The organism is Agrobacterium sp. LMR679 (assembly GCF_027157905.1).
GTDB classification, from domain to species: domain Bacteria; phylum Pseudomonadota; class Alphaproteobacteria; order Rhizobiales; family Rhizobiaceae; genus Agrobacterium; species Agrobacterium leguminum.
In genome coordinates this window covers 713,656-730,000 of sequence record NZ_JAPVOJ010000001.1, presented here as the reverse complement: position 1 = coordinate 730,000, position 16,345 = coordinate 713,656, and the positions used below count along the sequence as shown (strand labels likewise).

Sequence of the window (16,345 nt, the reverse complement as noted above, 5' to 3'; positions counted from 1 at the left end):
ATGGGCGAATTGATCTGACGGCTGCGAATTGTCTTCTTTGAGGAAATAAAAGTTTGCATCGTCCGCAAGGACTGATGCCTGTTCTGAATACATTGTGAAGAGAAGATATGTCTGGAAGCTTCCAGGTGTTTTGGGCCCTTGTGGTTTGAAACGTCCGAGCCCAGTCCCAGAGAAACCTTGTGATGGCTTAGTCGGCCGGAATTGGTAGAGGGATTGGAGGTAGGAAGGATCGCTTGTCCTAGGCATTTTTGTTGTTGGAACCTTGGTTCCTCTGATGAAGATGCTGGATTGATGTTGCCTGACCGCGCATCACCGGATGATATCTCGAGAAGCTGGTCTTAATGGTATGGCTTCGAGGTGCACCGGCGTGCCCTCAAAGAAGACCGTACCGACACGTCGATGTCATCAAGAAATGACTTGATTGTAAAAGGTAATCAGGTTGCCGTTCCTTTGGAACGGCTATGGATGAGCATAGACAATGAGAACGAAGAAGTGAATTAAGGGCATTTGGTGGATGCCTTGGCATGCACAGGCGAAGAAGGACGTGATACGCTGCGAAAAGCCGTGGGGAGCTGCGAATAAGCTTTGATCCATGGATCTCCGAATGGGGCAACCCACCTTAAATGCTTGGAAAATCCAGTCTGTTTTAACGAACGGCCTGGGTTTCCAAGCATTGTTATAAGGTATCTTACTTTCGAATACATAGGGGTAAGAAGCGAACGCAGGGAACTGAAACATCTAAGTACCTGCAGGAAAGGACATCAACCGAGACTCCGCAAGTAGTGGCGAGCGAACGCGGACCAGGCCAGTGGCAATGATGAATAAAGCGGAACGCTCTGGAAAGGGCGGCCATAGAGGGTGATAGCCCCTTACGCGTAGAACAGTCATTGTCCTTGAGTAGGGCGGGACACGTGAAATCCTGTCTGAACATGGGGAGACCACTCTCCAAGCCTAAGTACTCGTGCATGACCGATAGCGAACAAGTACCGTGAGGGAAAGGTGAAAAGCACCCCGACGAGGGGAGTGAAATAGAACCTGAAACCGGATGCCTACAAACAGTCGGAGCCCGCAAGGGTGACGGCGTACCTTTGTATAATGGGTCAACGACTTAGTGTAACTAGCAAGCTTAAGCCGGTAGGTGTAGGCGCAGCGAAAGCGAGTCTGAATAGGGCGATTTTAGTTAGTTGCATTAGACCCGAAACCGAGTGATCTAGCCATGAGCAGGCTGAAGGTTGGGTAACACCAACTGGAGGGCCGAACCCATAACTGTTGCAATAGTTCGGGATGACTTGTGGCTAGGGGTGAAAGGCCAATCAAACTCGGAAATAGCTGGTTCTCCGCGAAATCTATTTAGGTAGAGCGTCGACCGAATACCCTCGGGGGTAGAGCACTGGATGGGCTATGGGGACTCACCGTCTTACTGATCCTAACCAAACTCCGAATACCGAGGAGTACTAGTCGGCAGACACACGGCGGGTGCTAACGTCCGTCGTGAAAAGGGCAACAACCCTGACCTCCAGCTAAGGTCCCCAAGTCATGGCTAAGTGGGAAAGGATGTGAGGATCCCAAAACAACCAGGATGTTGGCTTAGAAGCAGCCATCATTTAAAGAAAGCGTAACAGCTCACTGGTCTAAATAAGGGTCTTTGCGCCGAAAATGTAACGGGGCTAAAGCCATGCACCGAAGCTGAGGATATGCCGTAAGGCATGTGGTAGCGGAGCGTTCCGTAAGTCTGTGAAGGCGGACCCGTGAGGGCTGCTGGAGATATCGGAAGTGCGAATGTTGACATGAGTAACGATAAAGGGAGTGAGAACTCCCTCGCCGAAAGACCAAGGGTTCCTGCTTAAAGTTAATCTGAGCAGGGTTAGCCGGCCCCTAAGACGAGGCGGACACGCGTAGTCGATGGGAACCACGTTAATATTCGTGGGCCTGGTGGTAGTGACGGATCTCGTGTGTTGTTCAACCTTATTGGATTGGTTGGGCGGCGAAGAGGTTCCAGGAAATAGCTCCACCGTATAGACCGTACCCGAAACCGACACAGGTGGTCAGGTAGAGTATACCAAGGCGCTTGAGAGAACTATGTTGAAGGAACTCGGCAAATTGCACGCGTAACTTCGGAAGAAGCGTGACCCTTTTGTACGCAAGTATGATGGGGTGGCACAGACCAGGGGGTAGCGACTGTTTATCAAAAACACAGGGCTCTGCGAAGTAGCAATACGACGTATAGGGTCTGACGCCTGCCCGGTGCTGGAAGGTTAAAGGGAGGGGTGCAAGCTCTGAACTGAAGCCCCAGTAAACGGCGGCCGTAACTATAACGGTCCTAAGGTAGCGAAATTCCTTGTCGGGTAAGTTCCGACCTGCACGAATGGCGTAACGACTTCCCCGCTGTCTCCAACATAGACTCAGTGAAATTGAATTCCCCGTGAAGATGCGGGGTTCCTGCGGTCAGACGGAAAGACCCCGTGCACCTTTACTATAGCTTTACACTGGCATTCGCCAAGGCATGTGTAGGATAGGTGGTAGGCTTTGAAGCAGGGACGCCAGTTTCTGTGGAGCCATCCTTGAAATACCACCCTTATCTTCGTGGATGTCTAACCGCGGTCCGTTATCCGGATCCGGGACAGTGTATGGTGGGTAGTTTGACTGGGGCGGTCGCCTCCGAAAGAGTAACGGAGGCGCGCGATGGTTAGCTCAGACCGGTCGGAAATCGGTCGTCGAGTGCAATGGCATAAGCTAGCCTGACTGCGAGACTGACAAGTCGAGCAGAGACGAAAGTCGGTCATAGTGATCCGGTGGTCCCGTGTGGAAGGGCCATCGCTCAACGGATAAAAGGTACGCCGGGGATAACAGGCTGATGACCCCCAAGAGTCCATATCGACGGGGTTGTTTGGCACCTCGATGTCGACTCATCGCATCCTGGGGCTGGAGCAGGTCCCAAGGGTATGGCTGTTCGCCATTTAAAGCGGTACGTGAGTTGGGTTCAGAACGTCGTGAGACAGTTCGGTCCCTATCTGCCGTGGGTGTAGGAATATTGACAGGATCTGTCCCTAGTACGAGAGGACCGGGATGGACGTATCTCTGGTGGATCTGTTGTCCTGCCAAGGGCATAGCAGAGTAGCTATATACGGAATGGATAACCGCTGAAGGCATCTAAGCGGGAAACCAACCTGAAAACGAGTGTTCCCTATCAGAGCCGTGGAAGACGACCACGTCGATAGGACGGGTGTGGAAGCACAGCAATGTGTGAAGCTTACCGTTACTAATAGCTCGATCGACTTCTTCGTTCCCATTGAATATGTTCATCAAGCCAAGCTTGATGATCTGTTTTGTCCTGACGCCCGAAGGGCTCCGGACGGGCCGCGCCATAAGGCGCGACGGACTAGCGTCCTGTATGGCTGCCATGCTCACTGTTGAGCAAAGGCTGAATACGGACCGGTCACAGAAAGACGTGTAAATTAAATAGAGCCTTGGCTCTCCAGCTTCTCGAAACAACAGTTTCCATGTGAAAACATGAACTAGGTTGCTTTGGCCACCTGGTCCCTCATATCAGAGGTGACCGTATGGCCGATTGGCGTCCCCCGTGAGCGACAAGCGAACGGGATAAGGCATGCCAATCCAAAAAAGAGCAACATATGTTCATGCGTTCCGCATGAACATATGTTGCGTTTTGCCGACCTGGTGGTTATCGCGGGGCGGCTGCACCCGTTCCCATTCCGAACACGGCCGTGAAACGCCCCAGCGCCAATGGTACTTCGTCTCAAGACGCGGGAGAGTAGGTCGCTGCCAGGTCTGCAAAACGCAACACAAATCTTCTCATTCACAAAAACCGGCACAAAGCCCAAATCAAAAGGCCGCATCAAGCGGCCTTTATGCTATAATAAAACCAGTCAACGCGGGGTGGAGCAGCCCGGTAGCTCGTCAGGCTCATAACCTGAAGGCCGCAGGTTCAAATCCTGCCCCCGCAACCACTGATACCGACACTCCCGATGCGAAAGCGCCGGGAGTTTTGTTTTTGTAGCATTCCCAACGGCTTGACGCTCGACCCAGTTCAGGATCGCGCCCAATTCTCCGTGCAGCGTCGCATCGATCTCGCCCCGGTTCGGTCCCGGCGTCAGAACGATCTTCGCGATCAGCATCCGCAAAGCCTCGGCCGCCTGCGTCCGTTCTTCCGGCTCGTTCAGCGCTTCCGTCAGCCTGGCGACCTTCTTTGCATAGATGCCCGCAGCGCTCGGCAGCAGATCGGGCTTGTCCTCGCGGACATCGGCCAGCAGCGCCGCCAGTTCCTTCTTGCGGTTCTCAAGCGCGGTCATCTCGCCCTTCATGCTCTCATGGAACATGCCGGCCTTGATGGCTTCGATAATGCCGCGAATATCCTTCTCGACCTTGGCGAGTTCCGCCTTCCATGTGTCGGCGCTTGAGCGTCGTTCCCGGTTCAGCCGGTTCATCTCTTCCGCATAGGCCCGCATCGCTTCGGAGGCGGTTTCGGGGGCCATCATCCGATCCTTCAGACCGGCCAACACCCGTTGCTCCATCTCCTCGCGCGGGATCGTTCGGCTGTTATTGCAGGAGCCGTTGCTGATATGGTTCGAGCAGGCGAAACGGTCAGCGCCGCGCAGCGAGTAGGGACCGCCGCAGCCGCCGCAGAAGATCAGGCCGGAGAGCAGGGACTTTGGCCGGCGTGTTCCGTTCAGTCGGTTCTTCTTGTGATGCGCGCGCACCGCCTCTGTCACATTGACGTATTTCTCCGCAATCTCGCCCTGTCTTGCGCGAACAGCCTCCCAGAGTTCGTCATCGACAATGCGCAGGTGCGGAACCTCGGTGACGATCCATTCGCTTTCCGGGTTCTGGCGCGACACGCGCTTGCCCGTCGACGGGTTCTTGACGTAACGGAGCCGGTTCCAAACCAGCTTGCCGATATAAAGCTCGTTATTGAGGATGCCTGTTCCCCGGCTGGCGTGGCCCCGGATCGTCGTGTCGTTCCAGAGCTTGCCTTCGGGACCGGGAATACCTTCCTCATTCAGCATCCTGGCAATGGCGCGCGGGCCGATACCAGCGGCAAAGTCGCGGAGGATGCGCCGAACCACTTGAGCCTGCTGTTCATCGATCTCCCGGTCGCCGCGGATCGCTTCGCCGCGTGCGTCCAGTTTCCTGATAACACGATACCCGTAGCACAGGCCGCCACCTGATTTGCCATCCTCGACGCGGCCGCGCAGGCCGCGCCGCGTTTTGTCGGCCAGGTCCTTGAGGAAGAGGGCGTTCATCGTCCCCTTGAGGCCGACATGCAGTTCGGAAATCTCGCCTTCCGCCAGCGTGACGATCGGCACGCCGGCAAATTTGAGATGCTTGAACAGGTTGGCGGTATCGGCCTGGTCGCGGCTGATGCGATCGAGCGCCTCGGCCAGCACGATGTCGAACTGCCCGCCCTGCGCATCCTGCAAGAGCATCTGGATACCCGGCCGCAGGATCACGGAGGAACCGGAAATCGCCGCATCCTTATAGCAGCCGACGACCTTCCAGCCCTCTCGTTTCGCCTGATCACGGCAAATACGGAATTGATCCTCGATCGAGGCTTCATTCTGATTGTCTGAGGAATAGCGGGCGTAGATCGCAACGCGGGTCATTCGCTGTCCTTTCGCGTCAGGCTGCCTTTTCGAGACGGCTTGGCCGGATCAGCACATCGGCCGATATTCCAAGGCGATCATGTAACTGGCGGATCATCTCGATGGAAAGGCCACGCCTGCGATTGAGAATTTCCGATGTGCGATTACGGGTTCCGAAGATCGGTTCGAGATCCTTGCGGCTCAATCCCTGCTGCTCCATCCGGAACTTGATTGCCTCGATCGGGTCCGGCGGGTCCATGGGATAGTGCTTCGCTTCATAAACCTCGATCAGTGTTGCCAGCACGTCGAGACGATCACCGTCCGGTGTGCCGCTTTTGGCACCCCATAAGCGTTCGACTTCGGCAAGTGCCGCGTCATAATCCGCCTCGGTGCGAATGGGCTTCAGATCAGTCGCCATGCTTCACCTCTGTTACATCGATCCTGTCATATGCCTTGTGCGAGCCGATCCATTTGATCCAGACGATGCCTTTCTCAAAATCGGTCGATACCACGAGGCGATAATCATTGCCCTTGATGTTGAAGACGATCCGCTCGGCGCTGACAATGCTCGCCGTGGCGTAAAGTCGCTTCACATCGGCGGAACCTGCCCATTCCGCCTTGCTGACTTCATCAAACCAGGCATCAAGCGCTGCCTTTACAGCCGGCTGATCTTTCTGCCCTGCGAGGCTTTCGACAAATTCCCGTAAGGTTCGACGGGCAATGATCCTCATGAAGTAATCCTATCATGATCCCATTAGGGGATCAATGGTGATGTAAAAATATCCCGGCAAGCTATACCTGTACCGGGATTAGGATAAGCAATCGCTCACGACTCCATTGTCCGCTTTCTGGCATTATTCGAGCGACGCTCCAACGCCATTTTCTTTTGAAACTGCTCGCGTGCCATCTGCCGGCCGATCAGGCGGGCGAGGGCCATGACCGCCTCATCGGCTATCCGCATCCGAACCGCTTCCTCTTCCGACGTGTCGGATGGAGGAAGAACGTCGATCCTGATCCTTTCGCGCTGTGGTTTCATGGCGTCCCTGGCTCGTATCGGAATGTTGGCGAGACCATCGAGACTCGATCAGGCTGGAAAGAAAACAGGGCGGGCCGTGCCGTGCGGCGAAGAGGATACTCCGACCTACAAAAGGGACGGTCTCAACAGCGCCCGAAGGCGGAAGTCCGGCGGTTTCGCCTGTCTCGATAGAGTAAGGAGCGCTTCGCGCGCTTTGTCCTGATCGGCTGCGGCTGAAGCCTTGCCGATCGTGAGGGGAAGCCAAGGGGTCTTAACCCCTTTCTCCCCTCAAGCTCCGCCTGTGCATGGCAGGGCCGCCCGCTTCTCAGGACGGCGCACAATCACCACCAGCTTCATTTCTTCCGATCCGTCCCGCTCGCCGCGCAGCCCGGCCATGCTCGCCGGCACTTGCCCCCTCCCATCCCCGCGGGCTCGCGCCCCGGGAGGCATGTCGGGGACATGCCTCCGGCATTAACGGAGAAAAGGATTGGAACAATGGCAAGGACAGCGAAGAAGACGAAGGCCGTCACTGTCGAGACGGTCGAGAATGCGGCGGTGGATGTGGAAATCCTCAGCGTCGGGGAAGTCGCGGCGGAGGTAATGACGGCATTGCCCGCACAGGAACCGGAAACCGTTATGACGGCGGAACCCGCAGCGGAAACCACGACCGGCACGGAAATCTTCATTCCTCTCAACAAGCTCAAGCGGTCGCCCCGAAACGCGAGGAAAACCCCTCATAGTGAGGAAACAGTGGAGACCTATGCGGCAAGCATCGCCGCCAAGGGCATCCTGCAAAACCTCGTGGTAGAGCCGGAACTTGACGTCTACGGTAAGGAGACCGGTTTCTATTTCGTCACCATCGGCGAAGGCCGCAGGCTGGCGCAGATGTTGCGGGTGAAGCGCAAGGAAATCAGGAAGACCGAGCCGATCCGTTGCGTCATAGATACGGTGAACGACCCTTTCGAGATCAGCCTTGACGAGAACGTGACGCGTTCGGATCTCTCGAATGCCGATATGGTCGAAGCTTTCCTACAACTTTCGCAGGATCGCGGATGGAGTGCGGCGGATATCGCCGTCCGCTTCGGCGTGAGTGAGCATGTGGTGAGGCAGCGCCTCAAGCTCGGCGCCGTCAGCCCGAAGCTGATGCAGGTTTACCGCGAAGGCGGCTTGAACCTTGAGCAGTTGCAGGCTTTCGCCATTACCGACGACCACGCACGGCAGGAAGAGGTTTTCGAGAACCTGCACTATAACAGGGAAGCACGGATCATCCGCCGCGATCTGACCGCAAGCAACGTTCCGGCCACGGAGCGGCGCGCTATCTTCGTCGGCGCGGAAGCCTACACGGAGGCGGGCGGCACGATCATCCGTGACCTGTTTACCGAAGATCGCGGCGGCTATTACGACGATCCGGCATTGCTTGACCGCCTTGTTCTCGAAAAGCTGGAGGGTATCACCGCCGACATTCAGGCGGAAGGCTGGAAGTGGGTGGAAGCCTCTATCGACTTCCCCATGCCCACGGCATGAGCCGTTTCTATCCGCATGCGGTCGAATTGTCGGAAGAAGATGAGGCCGCCTATGCCGCAGCGCAGGACGAATTTGATCGCCTGACGGCAGAATGGGAGAATACAGAAGAAGACTTGCCCGCCGATGTGGATCAGCGTTTTGCAGAACTTGAAGCGGAAATGGAGTGCATCGACGCGAAGCGTGAAGGATATGAGCCGGACAAGATTGCGCGAGGCGGCGTGTTCGTCACGTTGAACCATGACGGAACCGCCCGCATCGAACGTGGTTTCATTCGGCCCGAAGACGAGGCACCGGAGCCGGAACCGGAAGAAGACGAGAGCGCGGGTAGCGAAACCATCATTGACGGCGTTCGCGTCAATGCAGACGGCGAGATCATCGAAGACGGTATCAATCCGGACCCTGATAGCGGCGGCGGCGAGGAAGAACCGGAAGGCGATGCGGGCCAGCCGATTTCCGACACTCTCACCCGCGACCTGACCGCCCACCGGACGCTTGGCCTTCGCCTTGCGCTTGGCGAGCAGCCGGAAAAAGCCCTGATCGCCGTCACTCATGCGCTCGCCGCGCAGACCTTCTATCGTGACGTCAGTGCTCATGCCCTCGAAATCCGCCCCGTCAGCGTTCAGCTTGGCGGACACGCTGACGGCATCGAGGATACGGCGGCGGCGAAGATGCTGGCGGATCGTCACGCCGCATGGGCTTCCGACATGCCGCAGAACGTGGCGGATCTTTGGGGCTTCATTGCCGGTCTGGACCCCGTAAGCGTCATGGCGCTGTTCGCCCATTGCGCATCGCTCACCGTCAATGCCCTGAAACTGCCTTGGGAGCAGAACAAGCGCCGCGCCCATGCGACCGCTGACAAGCTGTCGACCGCGCTTGCGCTGGACATGAGCCAGTATTGGACGCCGACCGTCAGCACCTATCTTGGTCGCGTGACCAAGGCGCACATTCTTGCCGCCGTAGGCGATGCTCTTGGCGACGAGGCGGCGGAACGGCTTTCGGGCAAGAAGAAGCAGGAAATGGCGAAAGACGCCGAGAAGCAGCTTGCCGGAAGCGGATGGCTTCCGCCGCTGCTGCGCACCGAACGGCCCGCATGGCTGGACGCCCCGCAGCAGGTAGAGGCGGAAGCCGAAACCGTTGCGGACGCGTCAGAAACCGCAGAGCCGGAAGGTGTTGCAGCGGATGCAGCAGAACCGGCCACGTCGGAACCGGACGCACCGGAACTCACCGCGACCGAAGCGGCAGAGTTTGCCAAGCCGGAAGCCATATCTGCCGAGGATCAGGTGACGGACCCCGGTGCACCCGCAGCAGAGGGACCGGCTGAACCAGAAGGGGAGGCAACCGCCCCGGATGCAGCAGACGCCGAAGATGGCGCGGTCTTCCACGAAGCCGCCGAGTGAACGGCCATGGCCGGAGCCGCCCGCGCGGTTCCGGCCTCTTTCCCCATCGCACCGAGGACAGTTCCGGCCGCGCCGATTTCGGCGCGGCCGGGAACCTCGACCAGATCACAGGAACCACGACAATGAACACCTATGCCGAGCAGCGGGCAATGCTGGCCCGCATGGTCAGAACGCGGAACGAAACCCGCCGCCATATAAAAATCATCAGGCGGCAGATCGAAAAGCGCGCCGAGCGCATGACGATCACAGCCCGCGTCAAGACCCGCCAGTATGGCCGCATGAAGTCCGCATGGACCCGCGCCGACGAACGCGATTATCAGGAAAACGCCACGCAACTCCGTTTCCAGCGGCGCGGCGAAATCGACGCGCTCACCCGCAAGCTGGAACGGCAGGATGCGGCTATCGCCGCCTTCCGCGCCCGCTTGCGGATCAACGGGGATGCCGAGCTTTGGCCCGAACCGGAGGAAATGGCGTCATGACGCGACGATTTCCCCGCACCGAAACCCTCATCCCCGACGATCTTCGCGCCGCGCTGATCGCCAATGGCCGTGCCAGCGAGGAACAGGAGGATTTCGACCCGCGCCCTGTCGTGAAGCTGTTCACGCCGGACGGTTCTGCCACATGGCTGATAACCGAAGCATACGAGGAACCGGATGGACAATTGCGCATGTTCGGCCTCTGCGATCTTGGGCTTGGCAGTCCGGAACTTGGCTACGCCATGCTGTCCGAGATCGAGGAAGTGCGCGGCGGGCTTGGCCTGCCGGTCGAACGTGACTGTTATTTCATGTCCCAATACCGACTCAGCCACTATACCAGAATGGCTCGTCATGCCGGAAGGATAGTCACCTGAAACGTGCTCCGGCGTGTCGGACCCCGATGCGCCGAAGCGACTACCCTCAAGAAGCGGAATGGAGACCGGGAATGATTGCGCTTCTTACGTTGTCCGTCGTGATGGTCATCGCCATGTGTTCGCTTAGCCTTATACTGGTGACCTATGCCGTGCCGTTCTTGTTCGCCGTCATGGTAACGCGCTTCGCCTTTGCGACCGGAGCCGGTTATATCGGCGCTGGCATCGTCGGCCTGTTCGCGGGTGTGGGTGCTTACGGCTTTCTGGCCTATCTCTATGCCACGCTGCGCTCACCGGGATTGCGCCTCGCCATTGCCCTGATATTCGCGGTTCCCGCCGCTATTGCAGGTTTCGCCCTGGTGCATGGCGTCGCCCGCGAAGCCGTGCCGTCCGAAGTCTGGCGGAAAATCTTTTCCCTCATTGGTGGCGCATTCGTCGGCCTGTCGGCGCTGGCGCGTTTGCGTGAAGGACCGTAAAGACTGGATTGATTTTCGGGAATCCTGGCAAGGAAGCTCGCTACATCAGCAATCTTGGCATTGCAAGTGCCGCGCCATTGACGCGGCACCTCGCTCAGTAATCCTGAGCGTCAGCCGTTGACTGCTTCTTTCAGCGCCTTGGCGGGCTGAAAGACAAGCTTCTTGGACGCCGCGATCTTGATCGTCTCGCCGGTCGAAGGATTGCGGCCTTCGCGCGCGGGCTTGTCCTGCACCTTGAAGTCGAAACCGTTCAGCGACACTTCTTCCCCTTTGGCCGCAGCTTGGGAAATGCCCTTCAGGACATCTTCGACAATGACCTTGGCCTGGGTCTTGGTCAGCTTATGTGCTTCAGCAAGGCTATCTGCCAGATCATTCGTACTAACAGCCATGAATTATCTTCCCTCGTTGATTCGAGGCATCATGTTAGCGCATGCGGCTATTGTCGTCGTCATCGATTGGTCAATCGAGCGAATTGAGGAAGTTTTGCAGCATTTCGTTGAAAATATGGTGCCGCTGCCAGTGAGGACCGTGCCCGGCATCGGCGAGACGCAACGGGCGCTCCGTCCAAAGATCGCGATACTTGAGCGAGTCGATATAGTCGAGATCAATAACCGGATCGTCCGCGCCATTGACAATCGCCAGCGGGACCCCAGAGGTCGCGACCAGTTCCCGCTGATCGAGCTGCGTTCCCGCAAGGGCTGCCTCGACCATGAACTGCCGGGCGCGGCCATCAGTTCGGCGAACGGCTGACGTGTAAAACAAATCGCGCTCGGCCCCCGGTCCAAGTGCCATGGTTACCACGCCTTCGATCTGTTCGTCCGTAAGTGTAGGGTTGCCCGTATACGCCATCTCCGGATTGGGAAGGAAGCCAAGTTGTGCGCCTTCAGGTCCCGGTGGGATGGGGGGCGTTCCGAAGATCATCAAGCCGGCAACGTTGCTTAGTCTCGCAGTCAGATCCAGTGCAATATGCCCGCCGAGCGAATGCCCGAGAATAGCGACCTTATCGATGCCAAGCTCTGTGAGCACTTCGGCGATTGCTTCGGCATAACCGCCAAAGCAATAAGTGCGCCGGGGATCGATTGCATCGGACGATGCACCATGGCCTGGTAGGTCCAGCGACACCAGCCGCCTTGTTCCGGTCAGTGCCTGTGTCTGAAACAGGAACATCTCCTTGCAGCCGGAATTGCAGTGCAGCATCAAAAGGGGAGTTTTGCTCCCGTTGACGTCGCTGACCGCGATACGTCCATGCGATGTTTCAATAAATGTCTGTTCGCTCATGTCTTCATTCCAGGCTCGGTCTGTTTAAATCGCCTTGGCGACACCATCATTTCAGGACTTTTGGCAAGACCCGCTGCTACCGAACTCTTGATGAAACGCCGCCATGGAATTGGCGAGAGTGAAGCGGGCTTGCCATGAGGTCGCGTCTCAATGGCATGGGACAATAGCCAGTCTGGACGGAAGCGCAAAAGAAAAGGGCGGTGTAAGCGCTGCCCTTCGCATAGATGTATTACCCATTCAGGCTGCTTTTGCGAGCGTGAGAAATGGCCGCGTCAGTCGTTCGCCGTTGCACCGGCCAAAGTAAGCTTTTCCAGCGTGTGGAGACCAATTCGGATCGAGAAGATTGAAACTCCTCGTTTCGGGAAAGACAATGCTTGCTTTGCTCAATGACGGGTGAGCGCAATCACCAGGAAGGATGAGATTATCGAAACCATCGACTAGGGCCGGCGTCTTCCCATAAGACAGATATGGGCGTTGCCCTGAGGGCCGGGCTGTCGGCTTCGCTGAAGCCCGCTAAAGCGGTCTTCACCCTCCGGGCTTTCATCCCTAACGCAAGGGATGGCGGCGGCGGACATTCGCCCGGAGAAGCCCCGCTTTCGCAGGGCCGGGGCGGTGGTCTGTTCAGTCGATGGCACAGCAACACAACCAGATCAGGGCCAGTTCCTCGTTGTCCGCCCCGGCCATGCCCGCATTGAGCCGACCGGAGAGCAGAACAGGGGATCATCCAGCTTCACCGAGAGGCAGGGATTGCCCGCGCCGGACAGGCAGGCTCTTTCCATGCCGCTCCAAACCCGCAGGTTCCGGCAAACAGCGTGGCGAAAGTCCGGCCCGTTTTCTTTTTCGCCTCATCACGGTGTGAAGGAACTTCACCGACTTGACGTTGAGGCTGATGGGCTTGCTCGTTGGGAAGCCAGCGAACGAGCCGTCGCCGGCGCAGGAGCACGTGTTGACCGATAGTAGCCATGCCATGTTTTCCTCATTCCGCCGAGCAGACCACCCCCATCGCGAACCCAATTGATCTGGTCTGACCGAAGACCGGCGACGCAAGCGCCGCCTCGATCTCAATCCCGCAACGTCCGGCATCAGCTTTTTTCCGCCGCCTTCGGCTTTGCATCGCCAATCAAAAAAGCTGCCGCCGGCCGCCCTCCACTTCGTTCCGGCCCCGAGGGGTGCAGGCCGATCGTCCCCGGTCCATCGACCATCATCGGGATCGCGATGGGCGCGGCCCAATCAACAGAAGGAAAACATGGCATGGCTACTATCGGCACTTTCTCCCGCACCGACAACGGCTCGTTCGCTGGCTCGGTCAAGACCCTCAGCCTCAACGTCAAGTCGGTGAAGTTCTTGCCCGTCGAAGGCGAAAACGAAAACGGGCCGGACTTTCGCGTGTTCGCAGGTGCTATCGAGTTCGGAGCGGCATGGAAGAAGCAGTCCACGGCGGGCAACCCCTACCTCTCGGTGAAGCTGGACGATCCCTCGTTCCCCGCTCCGATCTATGCGAGCCTGGTCGAGACGGAGACCGAGGAACTGGCCCTGATTTGGTCGCGCCGCCGCACCATGAACTGAACAGGCCATCGGCCCGGCCCCGCGAAAGCGGGGCTTCGCCATGCTCATTCCCGCCACCGCCATCAAACCATACGGAGCGCTTCGCGCGCTTTGTCCGATCGTCTGCGGCTGAAGCCTTGCCGACCATGAGGGGAAACCAAGGGGTCTTAACCCCTTTCTCCCCTCAAGTTCCGCCTGCGCATGTCAGGGTCGCCCGCCCGTCAGGACGATCCATTTCTTCGACCGCCATTATATTCCGGTCCGTCCCGCTCGCCGCGCAACCCGGCCATGCTCGCCGGCACTTGCCCCCTCCCATCCCCGCGCGCTCACGCGCCCCGGAAGGCATGTCGAGGGACATGCCTTCGGCAATTACGGAAAAATGAGGAGCAAGGACCATGAATTATCACCTCGCTACACGGTTCGGCCGCAACAGCCACCAGATCAGCGGACGCGAAGCCCTCGACAATGAGGCGCTACATCGGCACGTTCCGTCAATATTCGCCCGCGAAGCGCATGACAGCCGTTCGGAGCGCTATGTTTACGTTCCTACCATCGACATCGTGGAGGGGCTGCGCCGAGAAGGATGGTTTCCGTTCTTCGCCGTACAGGCCGTTCCCCGCGACGGTAACCGCATGGGACATGCGAAGCACATGCTGCGCCTGCGCCGCGATGACGGTATCGGCAAGCCGGAGGCGGCGGAAGTCATCATCGTCAATTCGCATGACGGTACCTCGAGCTATCAAATGTTTGCGGGAATGCTGCGTTTCGTCTGCACCAACAGCCTTGTCGCTGGAGAGCGCTTCGAAGAGGTTCGCGTCCCCCACAAGGGCAATATCCAGCATGATATCATCGAAGGCGTCTATACCGTCGCGGAGGATTTTCCGCGCCTCATCGATGCCAGCGAGACGATGAAGGAAATCACGCTTTCAGCGGATGAACGCCATGTGCTGGCGGAGGCGAGCCTTGTTGCGCGCTATGGCGAGGAAGAAAGCCCGATCCGCCCGGACCAGATCATCCAGCCGCGCCGCCGCGAGGATGCCGGTAACAGCCTCTGGACGTCCTTCAATCAAATTCAAGAGCACTTGACGAAAGGCGGGCTACATGGGCAGCGGCGGAATTCCGAAGGCCGCATCCGGCGCAGCCAGACCCGCGCCATCAACGGGATCGACCAGAACGTCACCCTCAACCGCGCGCTCTGGACGCTGGCCGAAGGCATGCAGCGCCTCAAGACTCGTTGATTGCGAGGGACATGGAGCCAGTAAATCCGGCTCCATGTCTTGCTTACGAAGGCATGCACGGCCGGAAATCGCCGCCGATCCGTGACCTCGGATCGGCGGCGCGGCCATGCCTGAAACATGACCGCCGCTCGCCGGGCGGAGCCCGGCTCGCAAGATCACTGCGCCTACCGGGCCTCCTTCCAAACTCATCTCACCGATGAAATCGTGGATCGACAAGCGACACTGTTCGACAGGGCCGAGATTGCGAAAGCCCACGCGATATTGAGATGAACCGTCAGGCTTGGTGAAAGTGCTTGAACATGGAAGAAACCAGTCCGGCCTTTTCGGCCGACCGGGCCTCGATATGCAGCAGGGAGCCGGGACCGATCCGAAAATCGATGACGAGTTGGTCGCCGGCGGCGGCCTTCGCGATCGCGTCGCGCGCGACTTTCCGTAAGGCGCGCCCGAGCGCCCCGGCTTCGACCGGGCATTCCTCCTTGATCAGCGGCACACGCAGGACACAACCGACCTTGCTCTCTTCCCGGAAGCGATACAGCTTACGTGTCGCGCGGGACTTTGCGAAATCCTGCAAGGCTTCCATCAAAACCTTTACGCCGTACGCCTGGTCCGTGCCTCTCTCGTAAATCGAAATGCTGGCGGATGCGATTTTCATGCCCTCTTGTACCATACGAACTCCCGCGACGTAAGTATTCACGGCGAAGCCTAAAGCGGCAGGCCAGTCGGAGATTGCTCTGACGACTTCTTCGTCGGGGTTTAGGGGAACTCTACCGCAACAATTCGCTCGGATCGACACCAAGGGCATCGGCAATCTGTCCGAGCACGGTGACACTTGCAGAAACCTTTCCACGCTCGATCGAGCCGACATAGCGCATACTCAAGTTGGTGCGCTCCGCCAGTTGCTCTTGCGTCAGGTTCTTCTCATGGCGAATGCGACGCAGATTGACCGCCATAGCCTCTTTCAAATCCATACCTGATGGGAAGCAGAGCGGAAACTATCATTCTAGGAACGATCGTTCCTATTCATCGCCCGATGCGTTATAATATGCATGCAAAGACGTGCTCTAATCCTCGCAATCGATGCAACGTTACGTTTCTATGGTATTTCCTGCCGGTTATTCAGGGGAACAAGGATGCAAAAGCCGGAACTTGATCCAGATGTAGCGGATATCGCGCCCGATTCGCATATTCTCACCGGTTACGACGAGGCCCACCTCGTCACCTATCTGCGCCTGCTCGACGCGGCGGAAGAGGATGCGGATTGGCGGGAGGTGGCCCGCATTGTGCTGCACATCGACCCCGAAACCGAGCCTGAACGGGCGCAGCGCGCATGGGAAAGCCACATGACGCGGGCGAGATGGATGGTTTCCAATGGTTACCGGCATCTGCTACGTGGCGGCGCACCGAACTAGATCAATCAACTGACGG

The 16,345-nt window shown here is 58.0% G+C and carries 14 protein-coding genes, 1 tRNA gene, 2 rRNA genes and 2 pseudogenes; 11 read left to right on the top strand and 8 right to left on the bottom strand.

Features of this window, described 5'->3' with window-relative positions:
- Nucleotides 1-486: 486 nt before the first annotated feature.
- The 4 genes from O3W47_RS03435 to O3W47_RS03420 all read left to right on the top strand — a co-directional run bounded on the left by O3W47_RS03435 (nt 487) and on the right by O3W47_RS03420 (nt 4,418).
- A 23S ribosomal RNA gene (locus tag O3W47_RS03435) occupies nt 487-3,284 on the top strand.
- Nucleotides 3,285-3,674: 390 nt separating this feature from the next.
- Nucleotides 3,675-3,789, top strand: a 5S ribosomal RNA gene (gene rrf, locus O3W47_RS03430).
- Between the two features lie 102 nt (nt 3,790-3,891).
- A tRNA-Met gene (locus O3W47_RS03425) sits at nt 3,892-3,968 on the top strand.
- Nucleotides 3,969-3,986: 18 nt separating this feature from the next.
- On the top strand, nt 3,987-4,418 hold the full coding sequence (locus tag O3W47_RS03420) for a hypothetical protein (RefSeq protein ID WP_269312995.1): 432 nt from the start codon (nt 3,987-3,989) through the stop codon (nt 4,416-4,418).
- Nucleotides 4,419-4,565: 147 nt separating this feature from the next.
- Here O3W47_RS03420 and O3W47_RS03415 read toward each other — a convergent pair.
- The 4 genes and pseudogenes from O3W47_RS03415 to O3W47_RS03400 form a co-directional block, all read right to left on the bottom strand.
- Nucleotides 4,566-5,621 (bottom strand): annotated as a pseudogene (locus O3W47_RS03415) (recombinase family protein); the annotation flags it as partial.
- Between the two features lie 16 nt (nt 5,622-5,637).
- Nucleotides 5,638-6,018, bottom strand: a complete 381-nt coding sequence (locus O3W47_RS03410; RefSeq protein ID WP_269312994.1) for a helix-turn-helix domain-containing protein — start codon at nt 6,016-6,018, stop codon at nt 5,638-5,640.
- Nucleotides 6,008-6,331, bottom strand: coding sequence for a type II toxin-antitoxin system HigB family toxin (locus O3W47_RS03405; protein ID WP_269312993.1), 324 nt, complete (start codon nt 6,329-6,331; stop codon nt 6,008-6,010). Before O3W47_RS03405 ends, O3W47_RS03410 begins: the two co-directional genes overlap by 11 nt.
- 95 nt (nt 6,332-6,426) lie before the next feature.
- On the bottom strand, nt 6,427-6,636 hold the full coding sequence (locus tag O3W47_RS03400; RefSeq protein ID WP_269312992.1) for a hypothetical protein: 210 nt from the start codon (nt 6,634-6,636) through the stop codon (nt 6,427-6,429).
- 474 nt (nt 6,637-7,110) lie between these two features.
- Between O3W47_RS03400 and O3W47_RS03395 the strand changes: the two are divergent.
- The 4 genes and pseudogenes from O3W47_RS03395 to O3W47_RS03380 all read left to right on the top strand — a co-directional run bounded on the left by O3W47_RS03395 (nt 7,111) and on the right by O3W47_RS03380 (nt 10,859).
- Nucleotides 7,111-9,536, top strand: a pseudogene (locus tag O3W47_RS03395) (chromosome partitioning protein ParB).
- Nucleotides 9,533-10,015 carry a hypothetical protein gene (locus tag O3W47_RS03390; RefSeq protein WP_269312991.1) on the top strand — a complete coding sequence of 161 codons (483 nt, stop codon included), beginning with the start codon at nt 9,533-9,535 and terminating at the stop codon, nt 10,013-10,015. Before O3W47_RS03395 ends, O3W47_RS03390 begins: the two are co-directional and overlap by 4 nt.
- On the top strand, nt 10,012-10,386 hold the full coding sequence (locus O3W47_RS03385; protein WP_269312990.1) for a DUF2958 domain-containing protein: 375 nt from the start codon (nt 10,012-10,014) through the stop codon (nt 10,384-10,386). Before O3W47_RS03390 ends, O3W47_RS03385 begins: the two co-directional genes overlap by 4 nt.
- A gap of 71 nt (nt 10,387-10,457) precedes the next feature.
- Nucleotides 10,458-10,859 carry a hypothetical protein gene (locus O3W47_RS03380; RefSeq protein ID WP_269312989.1) on the top strand — a complete coding sequence of 134 codons (402 nt, stop codon included), beginning with the start codon at nt 10,458-10,460 and terminating at the stop codon, nt 10,857-10,859.
- Nucleotides 10,860-10,969: 110 nt separating this feature from the next.
- On the opposite strand, the gene O3W47_RS03375 is transcribed toward O3W47_RS03380, so the two are convergent.
- Both O3W47_RS03375 and O3W47_RS03370 read right to left on the bottom strand, forming a co-directional pair.
- Nucleotides 10,970-11,248 carry an HU family DNA-binding protein gene (locus tag O3W47_RS03375; RefSeq protein ID WP_269312988.1) on the bottom strand — a complete coding sequence of 93 codons (279 nt, stop codon included), beginning with the start codon at nt 11,246-11,248 and terminating at the stop codon, nt 10,970-10,972.
- 70 nt (nt 11,249-11,318) lie between these two features.
- Nucleotides 11,319-12,137, bottom strand: coding sequence for an alpha/beta fold hydrolase (locus O3W47_RS03370; protein WP_269312987.1), 819 nt, complete (start codon nt 12,135-12,137; stop codon nt 11,319-11,321).
- 1,251 nt (nt 12,138-13,388) lie between these two features.
- Here O3W47_RS03370 and O3W47_RS03365 point away from each other — a divergent pair.
- Together O3W47_RS03365 and O3W47_RS03360 are read left to right on the top strand one after the other, a co-directional pair.
- On the top strand, nt 13,389-13,703 hold the full coding sequence (locus O3W47_RS03365; RefSeq protein WP_269312986.1) for a DUF736 domain-containing protein: 315 nt from the start codon (nt 13,389-13,391) through the stop codon (nt 13,701-13,703).
- A 374-nt stretch (nt 13,704-14,077) separates the two neighbouring features.
- Nucleotides 14,078-14,920, top strand: coding sequence for a DUF932 domain-containing protein (locus tag O3W47_RS03360; RefSeq protein WP_269312985.1), 843 nt, complete (start codon nt 14,078-14,080; stop codon nt 14,918-14,920).
- A 274-nt stretch (nt 14,921-15,194) separates the two neighbouring features.
- Here the strand turns inward: O3W47_RS03360 and O3W47_RS03355 are convergent, their stop codons facing one another.
- Nucleotides 15,195-15,572, bottom strand: a complete 378-nt coding sequence (locus tag O3W47_RS03355; protein WP_269312984.1) for a hypothetical protein — start codon at nt 15,570-15,572, stop codon at nt 15,195-15,197.
- A 112-nt stretch (nt 15,573-15,684) separates the two neighbouring features.
- Nucleotides 15,685-15,888, bottom strand: a complete 204-nt coding sequence (locus tag O3W47_RS03350) for a helix-turn-helix domain-containing protein (RefSeq protein ID WP_269312983.1) — start codon at nt 15,886-15,888, stop codon at nt 15,685-15,687.
- Between the two features lie 162 nt (nt 15,889-16,050).
- On the opposite strand from O3W47_RS03350, the gene O3W47_RS03345 reads away from it, so the two are divergent.
- The gene (locus O3W47_RS03345; RefSeq protein WP_269312982.1) at nt 16,051-16,329 is read left to right on the top strand and encodes a DNA -binding domain-containing protein; all 279 of its coding nucleotides are present in this window, start codon (nt 16,051-16,053) and stop codon (nt 16,327-16,329) included.
- Nucleotides 16,330-16,345: the final 16 nt, after the last annotated feature.

What these genes read in the sequence shown, in the direction of transcription:
- O3W47_RS03365 (WP_269312986.1), top strand. Translation starts at nt 13,389, where the DNA reads ATGGCTACTATCGGCACTTTCTCCCGCACCGACAACGGCTCGTTCGCT.
- O3W47_RS03355 (WP_269312984.1), bottom strand. Translation starts at nt 15,572, where the DNA reads ATGAAAATCGCATCCGCCAGCATTTCGATTTACGAGAGAGGCACGGAC.
- O3W47_RS03400 (WP_269312992.1), bottom strand. Translation starts at nt 6,636, where the DNA reads ATGAAACCACAGCGCGAAAGGATCAGGATCGACGTTCTTCCTCCATCC.
- O3W47_RS03345 (WP_269312982.1), top strand. Translation starts at nt 16,051, where the DNA reads ATGCAAAAGCCGGAACTTGATCCAGATGTAGCGGATATCGCGCCCGAT.
- O3W47_RS03370 (WP_269312987.1), bottom strand. Translation starts at nt 12,137, where the DNA reads ATGAGCGAACAGACATTTATTGAAACATCGCATGGACGTATCGCGGTC.
- O3W47_RS03375 (WP_269312988.1), bottom strand. Translation starts at nt 11,248, where the DNA reads ATGGCTGTTAGTACGAATGATCTGGCAGATAGCCTTGCTGAAGCACAT.
- O3W47_RS03410 (WP_269312994.1), bottom strand. Translation starts at nt 6,018, where the DNA reads ATGGCGACTGATCTGAAGCCCATTCGCACCGAGGCGGATTATGACGCG.
- O3W47_RS03405 (WP_269312993.1), bottom strand. Translation starts at nt 6,331, where the DNA reads ATGAGGATCATTGCCCGTCGAACCTTACGGGAATTTGTCGAAAGCCTC.
- O3W47_RS03360 (WP_269312985.1), top strand. Translation starts at nt 14,078, where the DNA reads ATGAATTATCACCTCGCTACACGGTTCGGCCGCAACAGCCACCAGATC.
- O3W47_RS03385 (WP_269312990.1), top strand. Translation starts at nt 10,012, where the DNA reads ATGACGCGACGATTTCCCCGCACCGAAACCCTCATCCCCGACGATCTT.
- O3W47_RS03380 (WP_269312989.1), top strand. Translation starts at nt 10,458, where the DNA reads ATGATTGCGCTTCTTACGTTGTCCGTCGTGATGGTCATCGCCATGTGT.
- O3W47_RS03420 (WP_269312995.1), top strand. Translation starts at nt 3,987, where the DNA reads ATGCGAAAGCGCCGGGAGTTTTGTTTTTGTAGCATTCCCAACGGCTTG.
- O3W47_RS03350 (WP_269312983.1), bottom strand. Translation starts at nt 15,888, where the DNA reads ATGGATTTGAAAGAGGCTATGGCGGTCAATCTGCGTCGCATTCGCCAT.